The organism is Methylobacterium sp. D48H (genome assembly GCF_053345715.1).
Map to the genome: position 1 here is coordinate 1 of NZ_JBKFAP010000030.1, position 24,745 is coordinate 24,745.

23 protein-coding genes are annotated in these 24,745 nt (G+C 72.9%); 6 read left to right on the forward strand and 17 right to left on the reverse strand.

The genetic code is table 11. The features are described from left to right. The 5 genes from ACLBX8_RS27840 to ACLBX8_RS27860 all read right to left on the reverse strand — a co-directional run. Positions 1-1,463: HAMP domain-containing protein (locus tag ACLBX8_RS27840; RefSeq protein WP_447716161.1), on the reverse strand; the 1,463-nt coding region annotated here is incomplete at its 3' end. Between the two features lie 304 nt (positions 1,464-1,767). Continuing rightward, a complete protein-coding gene (gene coaBC, locus ACLBX8_RS27845; protein WP_447716162.1) occupies positions 1,768-2,991 on the reverse strand; it encodes a bifunctional phosphopantothenoylcysteine decarboxylase/phosphopantothenate--cysteine ligase CoaBC in 1,224 nt (407 codons plus the stop codon). 43 nt (positions 2,992-3,034) lie between these two features. Then, positions 3,035-3,757, reverse strand: coding sequence for a di-trans,poly-cis-decaprenylcistransferase (locus tag ACLBX8_RS27850; protein WP_020093610.1), 723 nt, complete (start codon positions 3,755-3,757; stop codon positions 3,035-3,037). Positions 3,758-3,833: 76 nt separating this feature from the next. Continuing rightward, positions 3,834-4,223, reverse strand: a complete 390-nt coding sequence (locus tag ACLBX8_RS27855; protein ID WP_020093611.1) for a transcriptional regulator — start codon at positions 4,221-4,223, stop codon at positions 3,834-3,836. Beyond that, positions 4,210-4,827 (reverse strand): hypothetical protein, encoded by a 618-nt coding sequence (locus ACLBX8_RS27860; protein WP_056525429.1) that lies wholly within the window; start codon positions 4,825-4,827, stop codon positions 4,210-4,212. The genes ACLBX8_RS27855 and ACLBX8_RS27860 overlap by 14 nt, the downstream gene beginning before the upstream one ends. 302 nt (positions 4,828-5,129) lie before the next feature. Here ACLBX8_RS27860 and uvrB point away from each other — a divergent pair, with 302 nt between their 5' ends. Continuing rightward, complete coding sequence (gene uvrB / locus ACLBX8_RS27865; RefSeq protein ID WP_447716163.1) at positions 5,130-7,883, forward strand: excinuclease ABC subunit UvrB; 2,754 nt, start codon at positions 5,130-5,132, stop codon at positions 7,881-7,883. Positions 7,884-7,899: 16 nt separating this feature from the next. On the opposite strand, the gene ACLBX8_RS27870 is transcribed toward uvrB, so the two are convergent. Beyond that, positions 7,900-8,118, reverse strand: a complete 219-nt coding sequence (locus tag ACLBX8_RS27870) for a hypothetical protein (protein WP_020093614.1) — start codon at positions 8,116-8,118, stop codon at positions 7,900-7,902. 134 nt (positions 8,119-8,252) lie between these two features. On the opposite strand from ACLBX8_RS27870, the gene ACLBX8_RS27875 reads away from it, so the two are divergent. After that, a complete protein-coding gene (locus ACLBX8_RS27875; RefSeq protein WP_447716164.1) occupies positions 8,253-8,786 on the forward strand; it encodes an ankyrin repeat domain-containing protein in 534 nt (177 codons plus the stop codon). Between the two features lie 59 nt (positions 8,787-8,845). Then, complete coding sequence (locus tag ACLBX8_RS27880; protein WP_447697489.1) at positions 8,846-10,603, forward strand: outer membrane protein assembly factor BamB family protein; 1,758 nt, start codon at positions 8,846-8,848, stop codon at positions 10,601-10,603. A gap of 362 nt (positions 10,604-10,965) precedes the next feature. Here ACLBX8_RS27880 and ACLBX8_RS27885 read toward each other — a convergent pair whose 3' ends face one another. The 3 genes from ACLBX8_RS27885 to ACLBX8_RS27895 form a co-directional block, all read right to left on the reverse strand. Continuing rightward, the gene (locus ACLBX8_RS27885; RefSeq protein WP_447697488.1) at positions 10,966-12,291 is read right to left on the reverse strand and encodes an O-antigen ligase family protein; all 1,326 of its coding nucleotides are present in this window, start codon (positions 12,289-12,291) and stop codon (positions 10,966-10,968) included. Positions 12,292-12,417: 126 nt separating this feature from the next. Next, a complete protein-coding gene (locus tag ACLBX8_RS27890; RefSeq protein WP_042674716.1) occupies positions 12,418-13,320 on the reverse strand; it encodes an alpha/beta hydrolase in 903 nt (300 codons plus the stop codon). Between the two features lie 83 nt (positions 13,321-13,403). After that, complete coding sequence (locus tag ACLBX8_RS27895) at positions 13,404-14,363, reverse strand: lytic transglycosylase domain-containing protein (RefSeq protein WP_447716165.1); 960 nt, start codon at positions 14,361-14,363, stop codon at positions 13,404-13,406. Positions 14,364-14,534: 171 nt separating this feature from the next. Here ACLBX8_RS27895 and ACLBX8_RS27900 point away from each other — a divergent pair, with 171 nt between their 5' ends. Then, positions 14,535-15,134: a cysteine hydrolase family protein gene (locus ACLBX8_RS27900; protein WP_103985426.1), complete on the forward strand. Its 600-nt coding sequence runs from the start codon at positions 14,535-14,537 to the stop codon at positions 15,132-15,134. A 39-nt stretch (positions 15,135-15,173) separates the two neighbouring features. Here ACLBX8_RS27900 and ACLBX8_RS27905 read toward each other — a convergent pair whose 3' ends face one another. From ACLBX8_RS27905 to fliL, 8 genes are all read right to left on the reverse strand, one after another. Next, positions 15,174-16,472 carry a leucine-rich repeat-containing protein kinase family protein gene (locus tag ACLBX8_RS27905; RefSeq protein ID WP_447716166.1) on the reverse strand — a complete coding sequence of 433 codons (1,299 nt, stop codon included), beginning with the start codon at positions 16,470-16,472 and terminating at the stop codon, positions 15,174-15,176. A 3-nt stretch (positions 16,473-16,475) separates the two neighbouring features. Further along, entirely contained in the window at positions 16,476-16,667 is a 192-nt protein-coding gene (locus ACLBX8_RS27910; RefSeq protein WP_012317818.1) for a DUF1192 domain-containing protein, read from the reverse strand. A gap of 12 nt (positions 16,668-16,679) precedes the next feature. Next, positions 16,680-17,900, reverse strand: a complete 1,221-nt coding sequence (locus ACLBX8_RS27915) for a phosphopentomutase (RefSeq protein WP_447697486.1) — start codon at positions 17,898-17,900, stop codon at positions 16,680-16,682. A gap of 2 nt (positions 17,901-17,902) precedes the next feature. Beyond that, positions 17,903-19,540 carry an ABC transporter ATP-binding protein gene (locus ACLBX8_RS27920; protein ID WP_447697485.1) on the reverse strand — a complete coding sequence of 546 codons (1,638 nt, stop codon included), beginning with the start codon at positions 19,538-19,540 and terminating at the stop codon, positions 17,903-17,905. Positions 19,541-19,674: 134 nt separating this feature from the next. Next, positions 19,675-20,541 (reverse strand): MotE family protein, encoded by an 867-nt coding sequence (locus tag ACLBX8_RS27925; RefSeq protein WP_244539974.1) that lies wholly within the window; start codon positions 20,539-20,541, stop codon positions 19,675-19,677. After that, positions 20,538-21,068 carry a DUF6468 domain-containing protein gene (locus ACLBX8_RS27930; RefSeq protein ID WP_100252657.1) on the reverse strand — a complete coding sequence of 177 codons (531 nt, stop codon included), beginning with the start codon at positions 21,066-21,068 and terminating at the stop codon, positions 20,538-20,540. The genes ACLBX8_RS27925 and ACLBX8_RS27930 overlap by 4 nt, the downstream gene beginning before the upstream one ends. A gap of 19 nt (positions 21,069-21,087) precedes the next feature. Then, complete coding sequence (fliM, locus tag ACLBX8_RS27935) at positions 21,088-22,305, reverse strand: flagellar motor switch protein FliM (RefSeq protein ID WP_091681367.1); 1,218 nt, start codon at positions 22,303-22,305, stop codon at positions 21,088-21,090. A gap of 64 nt (positions 22,306-22,369) precedes the next feature. Beyond that, complete coding sequence (gene fliL, locus ACLBX8_RS27940) at positions 22,370-22,924, reverse strand: flagellar basal body-associated protein FliL (RefSeq protein WP_020093627.1); 555 nt, start codon at positions 22,922-22,924, stop codon at positions 22,370-22,372. A 255-nt stretch (positions 22,925-23,179) separates the two neighbouring features. On the opposite strand from fliL, the gene flgF reads away from it, so the two are divergent. Both flgF and flgG read left to right on the forward strand, forming a co-directional pair. Then, a complete protein-coding gene (flgF, locus tag ACLBX8_RS27945) occupies positions 23,180-23,920 on the forward strand; it encodes a flagellar basal-body rod protein FlgF (RefSeq protein WP_042671790.1) in 741 nt (246 codons plus the stop codon). A gap of 13 nt (positions 23,921-23,933) precedes the next feature. Then, positions 23,934-24,725: a flagellar basal-body rod protein FlgG gene (flgG, locus tag ACLBX8_RS27950; protein ID WP_020093629.1), complete on the forward strand. Its 792-nt coding sequence runs from the start codon at positions 23,934-23,936 to the stop codon at positions 24,723-24,725. Positions 24,726-24,745 lie beyond the last annotated feature (20 nt).

The window sequence follows — 24,745 nt, forward strand, 5'->3', positions numbered from 1 at the left end:
AGTTCCTCGGCCGCCGCCGCCACGGTGCCGACGTTGCTGGCCGCCTCCTCGGCCGCGGCCGCGACGGTGGTCGACTGCCCCGCGGTCTCGGCCGCGGTCTCCGTCATGCCGCGGGCCGTGGCCTGCAGGCCGGCCGCCGCGGTCGAGACCTGCGCGACGATCCCGCCGACGGCGTCGGCGAAGCGGTCGGCGACCTGCCGCATCGCGAGGCCGCGCTGACGCTCCGCGTCCTGCCGGGCCGCCTCGGCCTCGGCCTCCAGCTGCCGGGTGCGGATCAGGTTGTCCTTGAACACCTGCACGGCGCGGGCCATGGCGCCGATCTCGTTGCGCCGCCGGAGGCCCGGGACGGCAACGGCGGAATCCCCGGCCGCGAGGGCCTCCATGGCCACGGTGATCCGCCGGATCGGCCGGAGCACGCCGCGGAACAGGGCGAGCAGCCCGAGAGCGACGAGCAGCAGGGTCGCGACCAGGGCCGCCCCGTCGCGCCACAGGGTGCTCCGCGCCGCCCCCGACAGGGCCTCGGCCCGCGCGACCATCTCGTCGAGGCAGACGAAGGCGAGGTCGACGAGGGTCACCTGCTCGGGCGTGTCGAGCTTGCGCGCCTGGGCGAGCGTCAGGCCCGGCGGCGCGCCGCGAGCCAGGGCCTGCGCCACGGCGCGCCGGCGGGCGAGGGGGGCGCCCTCGAAATTGTTCTCCCGGGCCCGCCGGAACGCGGCCTGGACCGTCCCGGACGCCTCGGCCGCGGCCTCGATCGCCGCGTTCCAGGCCGCGTCGAGCCGTCCCCGCTCCTCGGCGGCCGCGACGGTCTCGTCCAGCGACCAGGACGCCCCGGCCGCCAGGGACGTCTGCACGCGCAGCGCGACGGCGCCGTTGGCCATGCGCGTCGCCCACGCCGCCCGCTTCAGGGCGAGGTCGCGCCGGAGGAGCCCGTCGGACAGCGGGATCGCGGCGTCCACGGCGTCGCTCGTGGCGATCAGGGCATCGAGCATGGCCTGGAGGGCGGCCCTGGCCTCCGCCGTCACCGCGCCGTCGCGACGCGCGCCCGGCACGTCCAGGGCGGCGTCGACCCGCGGCCGGAGGCGGTCGAGGCGGCCGCTCGCCTCGTGCAGCCGGCCGACGGTCGCCGCCACGGCGGGGAGTTCGAGGCCGTCGAGGAGCGGCCGGGCCGCGGCGAGCCCCGCGATGGCCCGCTGCCGGTCGGCGTAGAGCGACGCGCGAGTCTCGGCCTCGACGGGCTCGGCGGCGGCGAGGAACTGCAGCGTCGCGCCCCGCTCGAACCGGGTCACGTTCAGCGTCTGGAGGAGGGCGCGGCTCGCCCGCACCAGCGCGATGACCCGCTCGGCCTCGGCGGCGTGCTGCCGCGCCTCCCGCACGGTGCCCGTCGCGAAGCCGAGCATGATCGTGGCCATGACGACGAGGACGAGGCTCATGGTCGTCCGGATGGACAGGTCCCCTACGCGCATCGTGCCTCGGCTCCGGCCGCCCGTTCGATCGGGCATGCCGGAGCATAGCAAGTTTTTCCCCGCACAGCCGGGACAATGCGGGCGGACCAAGGCACAGAACCGTCTTAAAATTTCCCTTTCCGAACTATCTTTCCGCCAAAAGACCGGGAAATGGTCAGGCACAAGCGCAGATATTCTCAGTCACCAATCGATCGGACGCGGATTTTTTGCAGAAACACTTTTATCTTCCCTGTGCGCAACGACACTCACGCTCGGAACGGCGCGCCGTCCGAGGGGTCTAGCGTCCCTCTCAGGGGGCGCCGCGTCAGCCGGCCAGAAGCGCGGCGAAATGGGCGACGAGCCGCCGGGCGACCTCGTCCTTGCCGAGGCGCGGCCAGGTCTCCACGGCGCCGTCCCGCCGGATCAGGTGCACCGTGTTGTCGATGCCGCCCATGACGCCGCCCTCGGCCGACACGTCGTTGGCCACGATGAGGTCGCAGCCCTTCCGGGCGATCTTCGCCCGGGCATGCTCGACCACCGTGTCGGTCTCGGCCGCGAACCCGACCACGAGGGGCGGGCGCCCGGCCGGCCGGCGCGCGATCGTGGCGAGGATGTCGGGGTTCTCGACCAGCGGCATCGGCGCCGGCCCGGTTCCGTCCTTCTTGATCTTCTTGCTGCCCGCCTCCTGCTCCGGGCGCCAGTCGGCGACCGCGGCGGCGAAGACCGCGATGTCGGCCGGCAGCGCTTCCTCGACGGCGGCCAGCATCTGCCGGGCGGTCTCGACCCGCACGACGGCGACGCCCGGCGGGTCGGGGAGCGCCACCGGCCCGGAGACCAGGGTCACGGCGGCGCCGGCCGCGGCGGCGGCGGCCGCGATGGCGTGGCCCTGGCGGCCCGAGGAGCGGTTGGCGATGTAGCGGACGGGGTCGATCGGTTCGTGGGTGGGGCCCGAGGTCACGAGCACGCGCCGGCCGGCCAGGGGCCTGTCCCCGCTCGGGGTGCCGAGCATCTGCTCCAGCGCGTCGGCGATCTCGTTGGGCTCGGCCATCCGGCCGGGTCCGGATTCGGGCTCGGCCATCCGGCCGGCGTTCGGGCCGACGATCCGGACGCCGTCGCCCTCCAGGACCGCGCGGTTCCGTCGGGTGGCGGGGTGCGCCCACATCTGGACGTTCATGGCCGGCGCGATCAGGATCGGCAGGGTCGTGGCCAGCAGGACCGTGGTCGCGAGGTCGGCCGCGTGACCGCCGGCCATGCGGGCCATCAGGTTGGCGGTCGCGGGCGCCACCACCACGGCATCCGCCTGACGGGCGAGCTTGATGTGACCGATCTCGGCCTCGGAGGCGCGGTCGAACAGGTCGGTATGCGCCCGCTCACCGGCGAGCGCGGCCGCCGCCAGCGGCGTCACGAATTCCTGCGCCCCCGCGGTCAGGACCGGGCAGACGCTGGCGCCCCGCTCGCGCAGCCGCCGGATCAGGTCGAGGGCCTTGTAGGCCGCGATGCCGCCGCCGATGACGAGGAGGACGCGGCGATGGGCGAGGGTCTCGGTCATGCCGCCGACCCTCTGCGCGCCGGCGCGCGCGCGTCAAGCCGCCTCAGGCGGCGGCCGGGACGGCCGGCGCCTTCAGGCCGCCGAACCGGCGCTCCCGGCGGCCGAACTCGGCCACGGCCTCGGCGAGGTCGTCGGGCCCGAAATCGGGCCACATCCGCTCGGTGAACAGCAGCTCGGCGTAGGCCGCCTCCCACAGCATGAAGTCGGAGAGGCGGCGCTCGCCACCGGTGCGGATCAGCAGGTCGACATCCACCGGCGAGCCGTGCATCGGACCGGCCACCAACTTGCCGAAGCTCTCGCGCGTCGGCTCCTCGCCGGCGAGGCGCTGCGCCGCCGCGATGATCGCGTCGCGGGCCGAGTAGTCGACGCAGATCCGCAGATGCAGCCGGGTCCCCGCCGCCGTGGCGGCCTCGGCGGCCGCGATCGCCTGGGGGATGCCGTCGGGCAGACGGTCGCGCCGACCGACGACGCTGAGACGGGTGCCGGTGCGGGCGAGGCGCTGGGTCTCGTTGCGCAGGTACGAGCGCAGGAGCCGCATCAGGCCGCCGACTTCCTCGGCCGGCCGCTGCCAGTTGTCCGCCGAGAAGGCGTACAGCGTGAGCGTGCCGATGCCGTGATCCGGGCACGCCTCGGCGGTGCGGCGGATCGCCTCGACGCCCCGGTGGTGGCCGGCCAGCCGCGGCAGGCCGCGCTGCGTCGCCCAGCGCCCGTTGCCGTCCATGATGATCGCGGCGTGCAGGGCTCCCGGCACCGCTTCGCTTTGCATCGTAAAGTCTCCCGGCATGGGCGTGGCGTAGAGGTCTATCGAAACGGGATTAACATTCCCGGCGGGACGGGCGGTCTCACGCCGTTTTCGTGGCCGGATCGAGGCCGCGGACACCGGACTCGGGGCCGCGCTCGGCCGCCTCCGCGGCGTCGCGCACCACCTGCTCCAGCACGCCGAGATAGCCGATGAAGCGCCGACGCCCGACCGCCGTGAGGCGGCAGATCGTCTGCGACCGATTCTGCGCGAAGCGCTTCTCGAGGCTCACCAGATCCGCCTCGCTCAGAACGGCCAGGTGGCGGCTGAGATTGCCGTCGGTCAGCCCGCACAGCCGCTTGAGATCCGGGAAGGGCAGCCCCTTCGGGTGCGCCACCAGGGAGGTCAGCACGCTCAGGCGCGCCCGCTCGTGGATGATCCTGTCGAGCCCCTCGTAGGAGAAGCGCCCCTCGGAACGGTCAGCGGTCGTCATCGAAGGCCCGGGCCCCGTGATGGATGATCCCGGCCAGCCACGCCTGGCCGATCAGGAAGGGCAGGCCCATCGTCCAGGGCGACAGGGCCCGCGTCTCGGCCGAGACCGCCAGCACGGCGAGGCCGGCGAGCAGGTACCAGGCCCCGACGCCCTGAACCGCCCGGGGCAGGATCCGCGCCGAGGCGAACAGGCCGAGGCCGACCAGCACCTGCCAGAGACCCGGCAGCATCCAGACCTCGCCGGGGGCGAAGCGGGCGATGACTAGGGCGAGGCAGGCCCCCGCGCCCGCGGCCGGCAGGAACACCTCGATGGCGTTCCACACCATCGCGTCGGCGAGGCCGGAATGCAGGCGCCGGCTGCGCCGGACCGCCTCGACGCCGATCATCGCGAAGGCCGCGAGGGCCGCCGCGATCCAGAGGCCGAAGAACAGGCCCGGCCGCGCCGCGGGATCGCCGAGCCACAGCGCCTGCCCCGCCGCGCAGGCGAGCGCGAGGCCGCCGGTGCCGGCGACCGTCGCCGCGCCCAAGCCGCGGAACGCCGTATCGCGGGCGATCTGCGAGCGGATGGCCACGATGTCGGCCAGCGCCTTGTCCAGGTCCTGCATGTGCCTCAAGCCCCCGGCTGCAGCATGCCGCACACCCCACTTTGCAGTGCAAAGTATCGACCGGGTCGGCTCACCGCAAGCCGATTTCCCGCGTGCGGAGGCCGATCTTCTCAGCATCCGGCATCGCGGTCGAGTTCGCTCCCAGGGGAATTCTACCTAACGGCTGTATTCGCCACACCGTCTTTAGTGGAATGGCGCAGCGCTCCGCGGCCGGTCCTCGGCATGGCCGGCGGCGGACGAAAGCCGTCAAACCGCACCCGCGCAGGGTTTCTCGGAGCGCGATCCGGGCCCATATTGTTCTCATGCCCGCACCGAAGAAACCGCGCGCCGCCTCCGTGACGGCCACGTCCGCCAAGGCGTCGAAGCCCGAGCTGAAGCCCCTGGACACCTATCTGGCGGAGCTTCTGAACCCGGCGCTCAACCGGAACCGTCCGGCCACCGTCGAGCCGCCCCCCGAGGCGCCGGCACGGCCGGGCCGCAAGGCGGGGGGCAGGAAGGGCAACCCCAAGGACGGGGTGCCCGCGGCCGCGACCCGGAGGGCCGAGATCGCCCGCGACGGCTTCGCGGAGGCACCCCAGGCCGGCTACGCGCTCGGCGACGCGGCCGATGTCGACCCCCGTCTGGCGCAGGCGCTCGGCCTGACGCCGCCCGAGGACGGCCCCGCGCCGGAGGGCGCCGAGCTGCCGGATCCCGGCGGCGACGGCGGCGCCTCGGCGACGGTGAGCGCGCTGGAGCGGCTGCTCACCGAGGGCAACCCGCTGTTCAAGGACGGCAAGACCTGGACGCCCCACCGGCCGGAGCGGCCGCAGAAATCCGAGGGTGGCGTCCGGTTCACGCTCAAATCCGACTTCACCCCGGCCGGCGACCAGCCCCGGGCGATCGCCGAGCTCGTCGGCGGCGTGCAGGCGCTGGAGCGCGACCAGGTGCTGCTCGGCGTCACCGGCTCGGGCAAGACCTTCACGATGGCCAAGATCATCGAGGAGACGCAGCGCCCGGCGCTGATCCTCGCGCCCAACAAGACGCTGGCCGCGCAGCTCTACGGGGAGTTCAAGGCGTTCTTCCCCGACAACGCGGTCGAGTACTTCGTCTCCTACTACGACTACTACCAGCCCGAGGCCTACGTCCCGCGCTCCGACACGTTCATCGAGAAGGAATCCTCGATCAACGAGCAGATCGACCGGATGCGCCACGCCGCCACCCGCGCCCTGCTGGAGCGGGACGACGTCATCATCGTCGCCTCGGTCTCGTGCATCTACGGTATCGGCTCGGTCGAGACCTACACGGCGATGTCGTTCACCGTGAGCCTGGGCGAGCGGATCGAGCAGCGCCAGCTGATCGCCGACCTCGTGGCGCTCCAGTACAAGCGCATCCAGTCGGATTTCGCCCGCGGCACCTTCCGGGTCCGCGGCGATTCGATCGAGCTGTGGCCGGCCCACTTGGAGGATCGCGGCTGGCGGATCGGCCTGTTCGGCGACGAGGTGGAGAACATCGTCGAGTTCGATCCGCTCACCGGCAAGACGATCTCCGAGCTGAAGTTCGTGAAGGTCTACGCCAACTCGCACTACGTGACGCCGCGCCCGACGCTGCAGCAGGCGATCAAGGGCATCAAGCACGAGCTGAAGGGCCGGATCGAGGAGCTGACCAGGATGGGCCGCCTGATCGAGGCGCAGCGCATCGACCAGCGCTGCACCTTCGACATCGAGATGATCGAGGCGACCGGCGCCTGCAACGGCATCGAGAACTATTCCCGCTACCTCACCGGCCGGAAGCCCGGCGAGCCGCCGCCGACCCTGTTCGAGTACCTGCCCGACAACGCCCTGGTCTTCACCGACGAGAGCCACGTCACCGTGCCGCAGATCGGCGGCATGTACCGGGGCGACTTCCGCCGGAAGGCGACGCTCGCGGAGTACGGCTTCCGGCTGCCCTCCTGCCTCGACAACCGGCCGCTGCGCTTCGAGGAATGGGACGCGATGCGGCCGATGACGGTCCACGTCTCGGCGACGCCAGGCAAGTGGGAGATGGAGCAGACCGGCGGCGTCTTCGCCGAGCAGGTCATCCGCCCGACCGGCCTCGTCGACCCGGTGATCGAGGTGCGCCCGGCCCGCAGCCAGGTGGACGACCTGCTGGGCGAGGTCCGCGAGGTGGCGCAGGCCGGCTACCGGACCCTCGTCACCACGCTCACCAAGCGCATGGCCGAGGACCTCACCGAGTACCTGCACGAGAACAGCGTGCGGGTGCGCTACATGCACTCCGACATCGACACGCTGGAGCGGATCGAGATCATCCGCGACCTGCGGCTCGGCGCCTTCGACGTGCTGATCGGCATCAACCTGCTGCGCGAGGGCCTCGACATCCCGGAATGCGCCCTGGTGGCGATCCTCGACGCCGACAAGGAGGGCTTCCTCCGCTCGGAGACCTCGCTGATCCAGACGATCGGCCGCGCCGCCCGCAACGCCGACGCGCGCTGCATCCTGTACGCGGACAATATCACCGGCTCGATGGAACGGGCGATGGCCGAGACCGAGCGCCGACGCGCCAAGCAGCTCGCCTACAACGCGGAGCACGGGATCACGCCGCAGAGCGTGAAGCGCGGCATCGCCGACATCCTCAGCAGCGTGTTCGAGCGCGACCACGTGCAGGTCGATACCGGTCTGGCCAAGGACGCGATCACGGTCGGCCACAACCTCAAAGCCGTCATGGCGGACCTGGAGAAGCGCATGCGGGCGGCCGCCGCCGACCTCGACTTCGAGGAGGCGGCGCGGCTGCGCGACGAGCTCAAGCGGCTCCAGGCGACCGAGCTGCTGGTCTCCGACGACCCGATGGCCCGGCAGGGCGACGTGGAGCGCGAGGCCGGCAAGTTCGGCCGGAAGCCGCCGCGCGGGGGCAGCCGCATCGCCAGGCCCGACCTCGACAATATGGGCCCGGGGACGGACCGGGAGCTGCCGGTGGGCGGCGCGGCGCCGGTCTGGCAGGAGCGGCCGAAGCCGCGCTCGACGCAGGGGCTCGGCGGTCAGAAGCCGAAGTACAAGGGCGGCGGTGGGCGACGGCGGGGCTGACCCGGCCGCCGGGACCTCAGGCGGCCTCGCTGCCGCGGCCGAGGCCTTGTCCCGACCCGGCCTCGCCGGCATCGACGATGGCCTGCGCGATCCGGACCACGAGGACGTGGCAGGCCTCGTCGTAGGCGTGGGAATCCGCGCGGACCGCCGCCTCGACGACGGTCCCCGCCTGCTCGCGCACGATTTCGCGGGCGGTGCGCAGCGCGTCGGCGTAGGGCTCAAACGGTCGGGGCATCGTCGCGCTCCGGAGACGCCGGGCCTGGCCCGGATAGGCGGCTGGAACGAGCCGGGCGACGAAACTGTTCCCCCGGCCGCTGGACGTCGATGCCGCAGCGGCCCAGATCAGCCGCGATGAGTGACGAGCACGCGATGGCCTCAGAGACGAACCCGCCCCCGACCCTCGACGACGAGACCCTGGCCTTCGCGGCCCGGGTCTTCCAGTACGCGCGGATGGGCCACGCCGAGGAGCTCGCCGACCTGTTCGGGCAGGGGCTGCCGGCGAACCTGCGCAACGACAAGGGCGACAGCCTGCTGATGCTCGCCGCCTATAACGGTCAGGCGGAGGCCGCCCGGGTGATCCTGGAGGCCGGCGGCGACCCGGAACTCGCCAACGACCGCGGCCAGACGCCGCTCGCCGGCGCGGCCTTTAAGAACGACCTCGCCGTCGCGCAGCTCCTGCTCCGGCACGGGGCCGCGGTGGACGGGACCGGCGACGGCACCCGCACGGCGCTGATGACCGCGGCCATGTTCGACCGCACCGAGATGGTCGACCTGCTCCTCCAGCACGGCGCCGACCCGGATCGCCGCGACGCCTCCGGCCAGAGCGCCGCCGACATGGCCCGGGCCATGGGCGCCCAGGCGACGCCGGCGCAGCTCGACGGGGCGCCCCGGCGGCAGGCGTGAGGCCGCGTCGCGAGAAGACCTGTTCGGGCGCGACGGGCGCCGCACACGGGAGCACAACCTTGTCGCGATGGATCGGGGCCGCCCTGCTGGCCTGCCTTGCCGGAACCGCCTCCCTCAATACGGCCTCCGCCGCCGAGACGCCCTGGCCGGCCTTCGGGCACGACCCGAGCAACCGCAACTTCTCCGAGCTGACCCAGATCAACCGCGACACGGTCGGCCGGCTGCGTCCCGCCTGGATCTTCCAGACCGGGGTCACCGGCTACTTCCAGGCCCAGCCGGTGATGGTGGACGGCACCCTCTACGTCTCCACGACGCAGAACAACGTCGCCGCCCTCGACGCGAAGACCGGGAAGCCGCTCTGGACCTACACCCACAAGCCGCGCACCGAGAAGATCTTCGGCCCGCCCTCCAACCGCGGGGTCGCGGTGTCGGGGGGCCTCGTCTTCGAGGCGACCATGGACGGGCAGCTCATCGCCCTGGACGCCAGGACCGGCCGGATCGTCTGGGAGAAGGAGGCGGTGCGCCCGGAGGAGGGCGAGACCGAGACCGCCTCGGGTCTCGCCGCGACCCTCGGCGGCAAGCCCGTCCAGGGTTCGAGCCGCCTCGGCTTCAAGATGCCGCCGCTCGTCGCCGACGGGCTCGTCATCGTCGGCGTCACCGGCGCCGGCTACGGCCTCCACATCGAGGACGAGGCGGGCGGCCTCGACGGCGGCTCGGTGGTCGGCATCGAGGGCGGATACGGGCGGCGCGGCTGGCTCGCGGCCTACGACGCGAGGACCGGCGAGGAACGATGGCGCTGGTACGTGACGCCCTCGGAGGGCTGGGAGGGCGGCTTCGTGGAGAAGACCGCCGACGGCACGCCGCTCCACCGCGACATCGCCGCCGAGAAGGCGGCGGCCCCCGCCAACCGCGACGCCTGGCGGGTGGGCGGCGGCTCCCTCTGGATGACGCCCGCCTACGACCCCGATCTCGGCCTGATCTTCCTCGGCACCGGCAACCCGGCGCCGCAGAATTTCGGCCTGTCGCGCCCGGGGGACAATCTCTACACGATGTGCCTCGTCGCCCTCGACGTGAAGACCGGGAAGCTGCGCTGGTACTACCAGCAGGTGCCGCACGACGAGTGGGGCTACGACGTCGCCGCGCCGCCCTTCCTGCTGGACATGCCGGGCGGCGCCAGGGCGGTGGCCTCGGCGAGCAAGACCGGCTGGATCTACGTCCACGACCGCGCCACGGGGAAGCTGCTCGCGCGCTCGGCCCCGCTGATCGAGCAGAAGAACCTGTTCGCGCCGCCGACCCCGCAGGGCACCGTGGTGGCGCCCGGCCCGCTCGGCGCGGTCTCGTGGCCGCCCACCGCCTATGACGGGACGCGCGCCTACGTGCAGGTCCGCCACGGGGCGACGACCTACACGGTGAAGACCGTGCCGGCCGCCGCGGGGCGTCCGGAGATCCGCTACACGGAGACCGGGGAGGCCAGGGGCGAGCCGTCCTTCAGCACGCTCACGGCCGTCGATCTCGCGGACGGCGGCCGGATCGCGTGGTCGGTGCGCGGCGCGAGCCGCCTCTCCGGGGGCACCCTGGCGACCGCCGGCGGGCTCGTCTTCTCGGGCGAGGAGGACGGCCATCTCGACGCCCACGACGCGCGGGACGGCCGGATTCTCTGGCGCTTCCAGTGCGGGGCCGGCATCAGCGGGCCGGCGATGACCTACGCGCTGGACGGCAAGCAGTACGTCGCGGTGGCGGCGGGCGGTGCCTCGTTCACCAGGGCGTCGGGCTTCGGAACCGGCGACGCGCTGCTGGTCTTCGCACTGCCCGATTGACCGCGGCCGGCCCACAGCGCGGACGGATGTCGCGGCGCGCCGGACTCGCGACGCTGCGGCGGGACGGGACGCCCCGGCGCGGTCCCTTGGCTAGTGGGCCACGAAGAGGGACAGCGCGCACAGGGCGCTCACGCCCAGCGCGAACGTCACGTCAGTCCAAGCGAAACGAGCCCTGCCCGGCATGCAGAATCTCCGCGCGAATGCCGACCAACAGTTTCCCGGACAAGTTGTTGCCGTCCGCTATCGGACAGAAGCCTCGCGGACGGGGGACGGAGACGTTCGAGGAGGCAGGCCGGGACGGGTACGCTCACGACGCGCGGCCTTCCGCGGCCGGCGCGTGATGTCCGGGCGCCCGGGGCGCTTCAGCCCGCCGCGACGGCGTAGCGGGTGCGCAGGCGCAGGCCGAACACCGCCATCATGAACATGCAGCAGGTGGCGTTGTTGCCGTTGTAGAGCACCGTCTCGAAGGAGGCCGAGACCAGCCCGAGGAACCACAGCCTCAGGAACAGCAGGGTCTCCGCGTCGAGGCGCGTCCCGCCGGCCACGCGCTGCAGGTCGCGCACCGGGGCGAGCACGAAGGCCACCACGGTCAGGGCGAGGAACGGCAGGCCGCCGATCAGCGCGGTGTCGAGATAGGCGTTGTGGGCGTGGTCGACGGTGTTGACCCAGGTCAGCGCTTCGGAGCCGGCATACATGGTCCGCTCGGTCATCCAGAAGGCGCCGATCCCCCAGCCGCGCCAGGGCCGGATCGCGATGTTGTCGATGGCGAATTGCCAGATCTCGCTGCGGCCCGTGAAGGTCGCGTCGGTGAGCAGCGAGCCCACCGCCTCCTGGATCGGCGGCGCCAGCACCGAGCCGATCGAGATCAGCGAGAACCCGATCACCGGGCCGAGGAGCAGCAGGCGGCGCAGGAACCCGCCGGTCAGGACCTGGCACAGGCCGGTCACGGCGAGGATCACCGGCAGGAGCAGGATCGCGGTCTTGGAGCCGCTCGCCACCAGGAACCCGGCTGCCAGGAGCACGATCGCCCAGCCGAGGACGCGGCTCGCCACCCTGGCGACGTAGAGGCCCACGATCACCAGGATCACCATGGCGGCACCGGCCTCGTTCTTCTGCGGGAAGATCCCGCGCCAGAGGCCCGGGTGGCTCGGATCGGAATTGACGTCGAAGGCCGAGTGGATCGCGAGGTTCGGCACGAAGGCGACCGCGAGGTAGGAGGCGAGCACGATGACCAGGGCGGACCCGGCCATGGTCAGCGCCAGCTGGCGGGGCGAGCGGGCCACGATCAGCACGCCCGCCGAGAGCATCGCCGCGATGGCGAAGAGCGCGAGCCGCCGCAGCGACAGGCTCGGCTCGACGGAGAGCAGCGCCGTCGCCCCGAGCCAGAGGGCGCAGAGCACGAGGGGACGGGTCACCAGGGGGCGGAGGTGGCGCACGCCGATCCGGTGGATCGCCGCCGCCATGGCGGCGCCGGCGCTGAGGAACAGGATCTGCGTCAGCAGGCTGCCGTCCTCGGAGGCCGCGAGCATCGACCGGTCGGACAGGTCCTTCAGCCAGACGTGGTTCCAGAGCAGGACGAAGACGGCGCCGTTCAGGAGCACGCGCAGAACGTCCGGCACGTCGCGACCCGCGACGCCGCGCTGCCGCCCGTCGGCCGGGATCCCGATCGCCGCGTCCGCAGAAGCCATGCCGTCCCACCGCGAGGCCGCGCCGCGCGGCCAGGACCATTCTAGCGGCCCGCAGGTGCGGGGCGATGGAAAATCAGATGTTGCACCCCGCGATCGCGCGATAACCTTGACGCGGTGCCGGCGGGGTCAGCGCCGCATCGTGTACTGCGAGCGGCCGGCGGATTGCCGCATCAGGAAGGACGCCATCTCGGCCAGTTCCGGCGCCTTCGAGCGGAAGGTGACGGACAGCGCCAGCAGCGTGTCCTTGTGGTCGAGGCCCGGGTAGAGCCGCTCCTGGACCGGGACGTGCTCGGCCCGCAGCTTGGCGGCGAGGCTGACCGTGTGCCGCGGCTTCACCACGGTGTCGGCGTCGCCGGTCGCCAGGAAGGCGGGGGGCGAGAGCGGGCCCACGAAGGCGACGGGCTGCGTGGCCTCCGGATCGGGCGCCTTGCCGAACACCTTGACGGTGGTGTCCTGGTCGAACGGCAGGAAGTCGTAGGGGCCGGACAGGCCGGCGACGGCCTTGATCACCTTGGGATCGACCCCGGCGGCGATCACGTAGCGCGGGTCGAGGCCGAGCATCACGGCGTTGTAGGCGCCCGCCGAGTGGCCGGCGAGCACGATGCGGCGCGGGTCGCCGCCGTATCCGGCGATGTTGTCGCGCACCCACGCGATAGCCTCGGCGCCGTCCTCGAGGAAGCCGGGGAACGGCGCCTCCGGGTAGAGCCGGTAATCGGGCAGCACCGTGACGAAGCCCTGCGCCGCGAGGGCGTGCCCGACGAAGGCGTAGTCGTCCTTGGCGCCGCTCTGCCAGGAGCCGCCGTAGAAGAACACCAGGACCGGCGCGTTCTCGGCGCCCGCGGTGGGAACGTAGACGTCGAGCCGCCGCCGCGGACCCTCGCCGAAGGGCTGGTCCTTCGCGGCGAGCCGCCCCCCCGGATCGCGCGGGCCGATCGCGTCGAACAGCGCGAGCGGCGAGGCAGCGGTGAAGCCGAACGCGGCGAGCCCGAGGCAGAGGAGGCTAGCGAGCGCGGTGAGGAGACGTGTCATATCCCATCCGGTTGTCCCGACCGGGCCATACCGCACCGCCCTCGGGGCGGATTGATGACGCTCTCGGGGCGGAGCACGAAAAATCAGGTCCGCAGCACGAAGCAGGCGCCGCCGACCTTGCGGATGCGGCCGCACAGGTCGTCGGCCGCCTGCCGGCTCTGCGCCGGGATGCGGATCCGGTAGAAGGCGCGGGTCCCGCGGTTGCGCAGGCGCGTGCCGATGATCATCGGCCGCACCTCGCCGATCACCCCCGCGTAGGCGCTCCGCGCGCGGTTGAAGCTCTGGAGCGCCAGCGCCTTGGAGAAGTTGCCGGCGAGCTGGATGCCCCAGGGGGCGGCCGGCCCCTCGTTGAGGCCGAGGGCGAAGCGGTCGCCGCGCGACGGGACGCGCAGGCTGGCGGTGACCTGCAGGCAGGTCTGCGGCGCTTCCGGCTTGGTCTCCCCCTTGGCCTCCTTCTGGTCCTTCGCCTCGGACTTGCTGTCGGACTTGCCTTCGGACTTGGCGGGCGCGCCGCCCTCCGGGAACTCGATCGCCTTGCCGGGGCCGGTCCGCCAGTCGTCCACCGGCTGGCCCGTGATGTTGGCCACGTAGGCCCGCGTCTCGGCGGGCAGGCCGCCGTCGCCGGCGAGCCACTTGCTCACCCGCGCGGCGCCGCCGTTATAGGCCGCGGCGGCGAGGCCCAGATTGCCGAACTGGGTCCTCAGGTCGGCGAGCAGGTGGGCCGCGTGCGGGATCGCCTGCTCGGGATCGAACGGGTCGAGGAGGCCGCGCTCCCGGGCGGTCCCGGGCATGAACTGCGCGACGCCCTGCGCGCCGGCCGGGCTCACCACCCCGACGCGAAAACTGCTCTCGCGCCAGATCAGGCGCGTCAGGAACGGCACCGGCAGGCCGCGGGCCTTGGCCGAGTCGTCGATGAGGCGGCACAGGGCCTGCTCGACGGTCTCGGTCGCCCCCTCGGACGGGGCGGCCGCGGCCGGCTGCGCGCAGGCGAGGGCGAGGAGCAGCGCGCCGAGGCGCAGGGGCGGGACGGTCACGCCGCGCATGTAGCGACGCGCGGGGTAGGATCAATCCGCACGGCCAACCTTCCTGGGGGAACATCCGGCCCCGGCGCACGAGCGTTGCACCTTTGCACACTGGCGCGACCGGGCCGCGCCGTCGTAGCGTCCCGGGCTCAGAGAGCCGCCTCCGACGCGGCCCGATGGGAGGAACCGCCGATGTCCGATCCGGCAACCCTGCGCGGCCTGTCCGGCCTCAGCCCCGCGCCGGCCCCGCTCAGGGGCTCGGCGCTCGTGATGATCGACCTGCAGCAGACCTACCGGGAGGGCGTGATGCGGCTCGACGGCGTCGAGCCCGCGCTCCGGGAGGCGGCGGCGCTCCTGCGACGGGCGCGCGAGGCCGGGATTCCGGTGATCCACGTCCGCCACGATGCCGGGCCGGGCTCGCCCTACGACGTGACCGCCCCGATCGGCCAGATCAGCCCGGAGGTGGCTCCGCAGGGCGACGAGCCGGTGATCACCAAGGCCTATCCGAGCTCCTTCGTGGGCACCGACCTCCAGGCGCGGCTCGAGCAGATCGGCGTGAAGGACGTCGTCCTGGCGGGCTTCATGACGCATATGTGCGTCAACTCCACCGCCCGGAGCGCCTTCAACCTCGGATTCCGCCCCACCGTCGTGGCGGCCGCCACGGCGACGCGGGACCTGCCCGGGCCGGACGGCGCCGTGGTGCCGGCCGCCCAGCTCCAGGCCGCGAGCCTCGCGGCCCTCGGCGACCTGTTCGCCGTGATCGCGCGCGGGCAGGGCGATATCCCCGATTGAGACAGCGGACCGCTCCCGGCACCGGTCGAGGCCGCGCGATCAGGCCTGGAGCCGCCCGATCTCGGCGATCACCGCCCCGAGGCCCGGCCGCCCGTCGGGATCCGGCCCGGTGCAGGCCCGCGCCAGGGCGCGCAGGGAGTCCGGCGGCGCCGCGCATCGGTCGAGCAGCTCGCCGATCAGGATGCCGACGGCGCGGACCTCGACCCGCGCCAGCGCCGCGCCTTGCGGCCCGTCCGGCAGGACCGAGGCCGCGCCGAAATCGCTGAGCACGGCCGCGCCGGTCCCGGCATCCCAGAGCGTGTTGTGGGCGTAGACGTCGCCGTGCAGCAGGCCCCGCCCGTGCAGGTGCGCCACCGCCTCGGCCACGGCGCGGGCGATCCGCAGGACCGTGTCGGCGCCGAGGCGCAGGTCCGGGTCGTAGACGTCGCGGCTGCAGCTCGCGAGGCTCGGCGGCCCGGCGAGCGCGCGCCAGTGCGCCGGCAGGAGCCGGAGCAGCAGGCCGCGGGCACCGTCGGGATGGCCCTCGAGCCGGCCGAGCGCGCCCGTGAGGGCCGGGTGCGTCCCGGCGGCGAGGCAGGCCTCCATCTCCCGCTCGGGCAGGCCGTCGCTGGTCATCGCGCCCTTGAACAGCTTCAGGGCCACGTCCTGCCCCCCGGCGGGATCCCGCCACCGCGCCCGGTGGACGCGCCCCGAGGCGCCCTCGCCGAGCAGGTCGCCGACGGCGAGGTCGGCCCACGGCACCGCGGGGGCCGCGACCGGCGCCGTCGCCGGCTCGGCGGGGTTGCCGGCGTAGGCGATCCAGGCGAGGCGGGGCAGGCGCGCGAGCCAGGGCGGGATCGCCGCGAGACGGTTGCAGGCGAGCCGGATCAGCTCGAGGTCGTCCGCCCCCGACAGGCTGTCGGGCAGCGCCGTGAGCCGGTTGCCCGCCAGCATCAGCTTCTGCAGGCGCGGCCGCTCGCCGAGGGCGGCGGGCAGCTCCGCGATCGCGTTGTCGGTCAGGGTCAGCCAGCGCAGGTCGCGCGGCAGCGACACCGCCGGGACCTCGCGGATGCCGCAGCCGCGGAAGCCCAGCTGGCTCAGCGCCGGGCAGGCGCCGAGCACCGGCGGCAGGCGCGGGAACGGGTTGCCGGAGCAGAACAGCACGCGCAGGCGGTGCAGGCGGCCGAGATCGTCCGGCAGGTCGGTGAGGCTGCCCCGGCCGAGATCGAGCACCTCGAGGGTGTCGGCGAGCGCGAAGACCTCGCGCGGCACCTCCGTCAGGCCGTCGGGCAGCCGCAGCTCGCGCGCGCCGCCGAGATCGCCGCGCCGCAGGGCGGCGAGGATTTCGCGCCGGTCCAAGCCTCAGCCCCGCTTGAAGAAGGCGTCGGCCGCGCCCTGCGCCGCCTGCTTGGCGGCCCGCGCCGCCTCGAGCCGGGCGATCTCGGCGCGCAGGAGCGCGACGCGCTCGTCGAGATCCCCGAGCGAGAGCGTGTCGAGGGGCTGCCCGATCTCGTGGGCAACGGCCTTGCGCGGCCGGTCGTCGTCGTCCCGCACGTCGTGTCCTCCCTACAGGAACGGTGTTCCGGCCCCGTCCCAGGCGAGGCCGAGATGGGCCGCCACGGTGGCGCCGATATCCGCGAAGGTCTCCCGCCGGCCGATCGGCCGGCCGGCCACGCCGGGGCCGAAGGCCAGCACCGGGACCTGCTCGCGGGTGTGGTCGGTCCCGGTCCAGGTCGGATCGTTGCCGTGGTCGGCCGTGATCACCGCGAGGTCGCCCGGTGCCAGCGCCGCCAGGATCTCGGGGATCCGCGCGTCGAACGCCTCCAGCTCCGCGGCGTAGCCCGGCACGTCGCGGCGGTGGCCGTGCTCGGTGTCGAAATCGACGAGGTTGACGAAGATCAGGCCGCCCTCCGGCAGCGTCGCCAGCGCGTCGAGCCCCGCGGTCACGCAGGCCGCGTTCGGGCCCGGCCTGATCTCGCGCCCGGTGGCGCGGTGGGCGAAGATGTCGCCGATCTTGCCGACGCTCACCACCGCGCGGCCGGCCGCCTCGGCCCGGTCGAGCAGCGTGCGCCCGGGCGGGGCGACGGCGAGATCCTTGCGGTTGCTGGTCCGGCGGAAGCCGGTCTCCGGCGCGCCGACGAAGGGCCGGGCGATCACCCGGCAGACGCGGTAGGGGTCGCACAGGCGGCGCGCCACCCGGCACAGGTCGTAGAGCCGCTCCAGCCCGAACGCCTCCTCGTGGGCGGCGATCTGGAACACGCTGTCGGCCGAGGTGTAGCAGATCGGCCGGCCGGTCCGGAGATGCTCGGCGCCCAGCGCGTCGATGATCGCGACCCCGGGCGCGTGGCAGTCGCCCAGGATGCCCGGGAGGCCGCCCTCGGCGACGAGCGCGCGGACCAGCTCCGGCGGGAAGGCCGGCCGGGTGTCGGGGAAATGCCCCCAGGGCTCGGTCAAGGGCAGGCCGGCGATCTCCCAGTGGCCGGAGGGCGTGTCCTTGCCGGCGGCCGTCTCCACCGCGTGGCCGTAGGCGCCGCGCGGCGGGCCGGCCGGGGCGAGGTTCGGCGGGATCCGGCCCGAGGCCCCGGCGGCAGCCAGGCCGAGCCCGAGTTCGGCGAGGTGGGGCAGGCGCAGGGGGCCCGCGCGCAGCCCCGCCCGGTCGCCGCGGCCTTCCGCGCAGCGCTCGGCGATGTGCCCCAGCGTGTCCGACCCGGCATCGCCGTAGCGGTCCGCGTCCGGGGCCCCGCCGACGCCCACGGAATCGAGGACGATGATGAGGGCGCGCGCCACGGTCAGGCCGACTCCAGCTCGGCGGGGGCGTCGCTCTCGAGGGCGAAGGCGGCCTTGAACAGGGCGCGGGTGTAGGGCGTCTGGGGGCTCGCGAAGATCGTCTCCGCGTCGCCCTCCTCGACCACCCGGCCGTTCTGCATGACGATCACGTAGTTGGCGAGCGCCCGCACCACCTTCAGGTCGTGGCTGATGAACAGGTAGGCGAGGCCGCGCTCGCGCTGGAGGTCGCGCAGCAGGGTCACGATCTGGGCCTGGACCGAGCGGTCGAGGGCCGAGGTCGGCTCGTCGAGGACGACGAAGCGGGGATTGAGCACCATCGCCCGCGCGATGGCGATGCGCTGGCGCTGGCCGCCGGAGAACTCGTGCGGGTAGCGGTCCATGGCGGCGGGATCGAGCCCGACATCGGTGAGCGCCTTGGCGACCACGGCCCGGCGCTCCGCCCGGGAGCGCGCCGTGCCCTGGACCACCAGTCCCTCGGCGACGATGTCGGCCACCGACATGCGCGGCGACAGGGAGCCGTAGGGATCCTGGAAGACAACCTGCATGTCCTTCCGCAGCGGGCGCATCTGCGCCACGCCGTAGCCGTCGATCGCCTTGCCGAGGAAGACGATCGGCCCTTCCGAGCCCGTGAGCCGCAGGAGCGCGAGGCCGAGGGTTGTCTTGCCCGAGCCGGACTCGCCGACGACGCCGACGGTCTCGCCGGTCCGGACCCGCAGGGAGACGCCGTCCACGGCCCTGACGTGGCCGGTGACGCGCCGGAGCAGGCCCGACTTCAGCGGGAACCAGACCTTCAGGGGGCCGGCCTCCAGGAGCGGGGCGGCGTCGGCCGGGACGGGGTTGGCCCGGCCCTTCGGCTCGGAGGCGATCAGGCGGCGCGTGTAGGCGTGCTGCGGATCCGCGAAGACGGCCTTGGTGGCGCCGGCCTCCACGATCTTGCCCTTCAGCATCACGCAGACGCGGTCGGCGATCCGCTCGACGATGCCGAGATCGTGGGTGATGAACAGCATCGCCATGCCGAGGCGCTTCTGCAGGTCGGCGAGCAGCGCCAGGATCTGCGCCTGCACGGTCACGTCGAGGGCCGTGGTCGGCTCGTCGGCGACCAGGAGGTCCGGCTCGCAGGCGAGCGCCATGGCGATCATCACGCGCTGGCGCTGGCCTCCGGAGAGCTCGTGCGGGTAGGCGCCCATGCGCCGCTCGGCGTCGCGCAGGCCCACGAGTTCCAGAAGCTCCAGGATCCGGCGGCGGGCCGCCTTGCCGGCGAGGCCGCGGTGCAGGCCGAGCACCTCGCCGATCTGCCGCTCGATCGTGTGGAGCGGGTTCAACGAGGTCATCGGCTCCTGGAACACCATGGTGATGTCGGCGCCGCGCACGTCCCGCATCGCCCGCTCGGGCAGCCGCGCGAGGTCGCGGCCCGCGAACAGGATCCGCCCGTCCTGGCGGGCCGCGGGGTCGAGGAGGCGCAGGATCGCCAGCGCGGTCACCGACTTGCCGGACCCCGATTCGCCCACGAGCGCGACGGTCTCGCCGCGGCGGATGGTGAAGGAGACGCCGTCGACCGCCACGGTCTCACCCTCCCGCGCGCGGAACGCCACGGAGAGGTCCTCGACGGCGAGGAGCGGCTGGGGATCGGCCTCTGACATGGACCCCTTATAGCGCGCCCGGCCCCGGACCCTAGCCCGCGCGGACGCCGCACGGGGCGGGCTGGCACGACGCGGCCGGACGGGCGGGCCGGCGGTCCCGGAAGGTCGGCCCGGCGCTCCAGCGCGCCACGGACCTACCGGATCGGCGCCCCGGGATCGATCGCCGGCAGCTCGTTCGCCGGGAGCCCCGTTCCCGCCTGAGCCTGCGGTCCGGCGGCGCCGCGGGCGCGGTTGGCGAGGGCGACAGTCAGGCGCTCGGCGGTCTCGGGCTGCATCACCGCCAGGACCTCGGACATCTTGCGGGGGTTCATGGCCAGCACGATCGGGACCAGCACGTCGAGCCCGAGCCGGTCGAAGACCCGGGCTGCGTCCTTGGGCTTCATCGCCTCGTACATCGTGACGATGTTCTTCAGGGCCTGCTTCTCGGCGTCCTCCTTCGCTTTCGCGACGGCGTCGACCTTGTCCTCGGCCTTCTTGAGGTCGCCGAGCCCGGTCTCGAGCTTGCGCTCGGCCTCGCCCAGCATCTTCTCGCGCAGCTCGAGCTCGTCGCTCTTCTGACGCAGGGCGTCGCGCCGGGCACCGAGCTTCTCAAGGAGCAGGCGCTCGGTGGGCGAGGCCGAGCTCCCGGCCGCGGGCGGTGCGGACTGGGCCGGGGCCAGGGGAGGGGCCGACGGCTGCTCGGGCGCGGCTGCCGGCGCCTCCTTGGCGCCCACCGAACCGGTCGTCACCGGATCGAAGGGCTCGAAGCCGGTGCGCGCCCGGGCGACCGCGCGCCCGTATTCCGGCAGCGCCGCGCTCTCCGGCAGGCCGGCCTGCAGCAGGCTGAGCAGCTTGAGCACGAGCAGCCCACCGGCCGCGAGCGCCACGGCGTCGATGAGGCGCAGCCGAAACTGCCGGACGGGCTTCCGGCGCGCGCGCCGCTCGGGCGTCGCGGCGCGGCGTATCCGCTCCTCGGGATCCGGCTTCGGCGGCGGGATCTTCGGGGCCTTGACCCCGGTCACGCGGCGCGCGCCCGGACGCGGGCGAGGGCGCGCTCGCTCATGGCGAGGGCCGCCGCGGCCGCCACGCCGAGGCGCTCCCCATTCGGGCTGGCGTGCTCCGGCCGGCGCTCGGCCGGGATCTCCGGCGCGCGCGCCGGCTCGGGGACCGCCTGCGGCGCGGGCCTCGGCTCCGGCGCGGGCTCGGGACGGACCGGCACGGCGCGCATCTGCGCCACGATGGCGCCGATGCGGGTGATCACGCCCTCGCCGGCCTCGACCTGCAGCCGCAGCTCGCCGGCGCGGATCGTGGCGGTCTCCAGGCTCGCGTTCAGGGTGCGGTCGCCCTCGTCGATCGCCGCCCGCAGGCCCGCGATGGCCCGCTCGGCCGTGCCGGTCGCGACCATCAGGTCGCCGATGGTCTGGCGGAGGGCGGCCTCGTCGCCCTTCATCTGGCCGATGCGGCGCGAGAGCCGGAGGGACGTGACGATGGTCGCCGCCAGGAGGACGGCGACCAGGATGTCGGCCGCGAGGGTGACGAAGAGACTCATGACCGGACCCTCATCGGCACTAATTGTCCGAGCGGTTGTTCATCGAGGCCTCGTAGGCCTGGATCGTCGTGCGCGAGCGGCGCAGCGGCCGGGTGACCTGGACGGCGATGTGGCCGTCGACCCGGCCGATCCGCCCCTGCGTCAGCGCCCAGTCGCCGCAGCGCACGGTGATGAGGTCCGAGGGCTTGGCCTCGAACATCAGCGTCTCGCCGACCTTCAGGCTCATGACCTGCTTCAGCGGCAGCATCATCTCGTGCAGCACCGCGTCCATGGTCACGTCGGCCTGCCAGATCTCGGTGGCGAGATGGCCCTCCCAGACGTGGTCGCGGCCGAGCTTCTCGCCCATGAAGCTCTGGGTCAGCAGCTCCCGGATCGGCTCGATCGTCGCGTAGGGGAACAGGATCTGCAGCATGCCGCCGCGCCCGTCGACGTCGAGGCGCAGGCTGATCAGGATCGCGGCGTTGCCCGGCCGCGTGATGGTGGCGAAGCGGGGGTTGGTCTCGATCCGGTCGATGCCGAAGCTCACGGGCGAGAGCGGCTGGAACGACATCTCGAGGTCGCCCAGCACGATCTCGACGAGGCGGCGCACCAGCGTCATCTCGATGGCGGTGAAGGGCCGGCCGTCGAGGCGGCTCGACGAGCCGCCGCGCTTGCCGCCGAGCAGCAGGTCGAAGGTCGCGTAGGCGAGGTTCGAGTCGACCGTGACGAGGCCGGAATTCTCCCACTGCTCGGCCCGGAACACGCCCAGCAGCGTCGGCAGCGGGATCGCGTTCAGGTAGTCGCCGAAGCGCACCGAGGTGATGTTGTCGAGGGTCACCTCGACGTTGTCCTGGAACAGGTTGCGCAGGGAGGTCGACAGCAACCGGATCATCCGGTCGAAGACGATCTCCAGCATCGGCAGGCGTTCGTACTGGACGACGCCCGAATCGACGATGGCCTGCACGCCCCCGGCCCCGGAGGCCGAGAGCTCGCGCATGGAGAAGCCGAGGACGCCGTCGATCTCGTCCTGGTTGAGCACCCGGTCGTTGCCGGCGAGTTCGGGGAGGTTGTCGCTCTCCCCGTCCTCGATCATCGTCGCCCATTCGGCGGCGACGTCGCCCGCGTTGCGCGTGGTGCCCTGCTCGGCGAGCGCCGCGCCCCACTCCTCGGCCAGCGACGTGTCGCCGCCCTCGGCCCCCTGCTCCAGGAGGGCTGCCGACCAGTCGTCCTCGGGGAGTTCGTCCTCGGGTTCCATCAGGCGTGCTCGATCGGGGCCCGGCGCGGCGCGGCGCGCGATGGACGGGGCAGGGTCGCGGGCGCGCTCACTGGACGATCACGTCCTTGAACAGCACCGCGTCGACCTTGGCGGGGTACAGGGCGATGTTGATCCGGCGCAGAAGCTCCTCGCGCAGCCGGAACAGGCCCATCGAGTTGGTGATGTCGCTGGCGCGCAGCTCGCGCATGTAGACCTGCAGCGCGTCCTCGACCCGCGGCATCAGGGGCTTCACCTCCTCCTCGACCTTGGCGTCCTTCAGCTCCAGCGAGATCCGGACCTTCGCGTACTTGGCCTTGTCCTGGGGCAGCTCGGGAGAGAGGTTGAGGAGCATCTCGCGCACGTCGACGAAGACTACGGCCTTCTTGGCGTCCGGACCGGCGCCCTTGGCGTCGCCGTGCCCGCCGCCATGGCCGCCGCCCTGCGCGGCTTCCTTGCCGTCGCCCTGGCCGCCGCCGCGCATCATCAGGAAGGCGCCCGCGCCGCCGCCCGCGATCAGGACCGCGAGGGCCACCATGATCATGAGCTTCTTCTTGCCCTTCGGGGCGCCCTCGGCTTTGGCCTCGCCGTCCTCGGCGGAGGCCTTTTTCGGCGTCTTGGCCATGGAATAATGCTCTCTCGCGGGAGACCGCGCGCCAGGTACACCTGGATATCGGAGCATCACGGTTAACGCGCCGTTAAGGAGGCAATTCCTGCCGGGTCAGGTTTGCCGCGGCGCAGCCCCCGCGCCGCCGCGACACGCGAGCGTCGCTAACCAAGTCCCTGTCACAACGCTAAAATTTGCCGCAGACGGGTTTGGCACAGCGGATGCTGAATGGATCGTTGCCGCCTCCGCGGCCCGCGAGTCCCAGAGTCCACGATGCAGAATGCCCTCTTCGTCGGCGTGTCGAGCCAGATGGCGCTCCAGCGGGAGCTGGACGTGATCGCCAACAACATGGCGAACGTCTCGACCACGGGCTTCAAGGCGCGGAGCACCCGCTTCGAGGAATACCTGATGCCGGTGGCGAGCGCGGATTCGTTCGCCCGGCCCGACCGGCGCCTGTCCTACGTCATCGACCAGGGCACCAGCCTCGACCTCGGGCAGGGCCCGATCGAGCAGACCGGCAACCCGCTCAACGTGGCGGTCAAGGGCTCGGCCTTCATCGCCGTGCAGTCGCCCCAGGGCGAGCGCTACACCCGGAACGGCGCCTTCGAGCTCGACGCGCAGGGCACGCTCGTCACCAGCGACGGCTACAAGGTCGTGGGCGAGGGCGGCCCGATCAGCATCAACCCGCAGGAGACCGGCCTCGCCATCGGCCCCGACGGCACCGTGTCGACCAACCTCGGCATCCGCGGGCGGATCAAGCTCGTCACCTTCGCCAACCCGCAGCGGCTGACCAACGAGGGGACCAACCTCTACGCCTCGCCGGAGCCCGCCCGCCCCGCCGGGATCGACGGGCGCCTGGAACCCGAGTCGCTGGAGCGCTCCAACGTCCGCCCGGTGATCGAGATGACCCGGCTCATGGACGTGAACCGGACCTACGCCATGGTGTCGAGCATGATCTCGCGCCTCGACGACCTGCGGGGCACGGCGATCCGCCGCCTCGCCGACGTCGCCTGAGGAGGCCTGACCGATGCGCGCCCTCTACTCCGCCGCCACCGGCATGGCGGCCCAGGAACTCAACGTCCAGGTCATCTCCAACAACATCGCGAACCTGCGCACCACCGGCTACAAGCGCCAGCAGGTGCACTTCCAGGATCTGCTCTACCAGAACATGCGCCGGGCCGGCGCCTCGACCTCGCAGCAGAACACCCAGCTCCCGGCGGGCCTCAGCCTCGGCTCGGGCGTGAAGACCACCTCGACGGCCCGCGTGATGTCGCAGGGGACGCTGTCCTCGACCGAGAAGGATTACGACGTCGCGATCCGCGGCGACGGGTTCTTCCGGGTGACGCTGCCGGACGGCCGGACCGCCTATTCCCGCGACGGCTCCTTCGACCTCTCGGCCCAGGGCCAGCTCGTCACCCGCGACGGCTACCTGCTCGATCCGGCGATCACCGTGCCGCAGAACGCGACGTCCGTGACGATCAGCGCCACGGGCGTCGTGCAGGCGAACATCCCGGGCCAGACGGCGCCGCAGGCGCTGGGCCAGTTCCAGCTCTCGCGCTTCGTCAACAAGGTCGGCCTCGAGTCGATCGGCGACAACCTGTTCGTCGAGACCGCCGCCTCCGGGCAGGCGATCAGCGGCCTGCCGGGCGCCGACGGCTTCGGCAACCTCCAGCAGAGCTACCTGGAGGAGGCGAACGTGAACGCCGTCACGGAGATCTCGTCCCTGATCGCCGCGCAGCGCGCCTACGAGATGAACTCGAAGGTCGTCACCGCCGCCGACCAGATGCTCTCCACCACAACGCAGATGTTCCGCAGCTAACCGCGCGACCCGCACCCCGC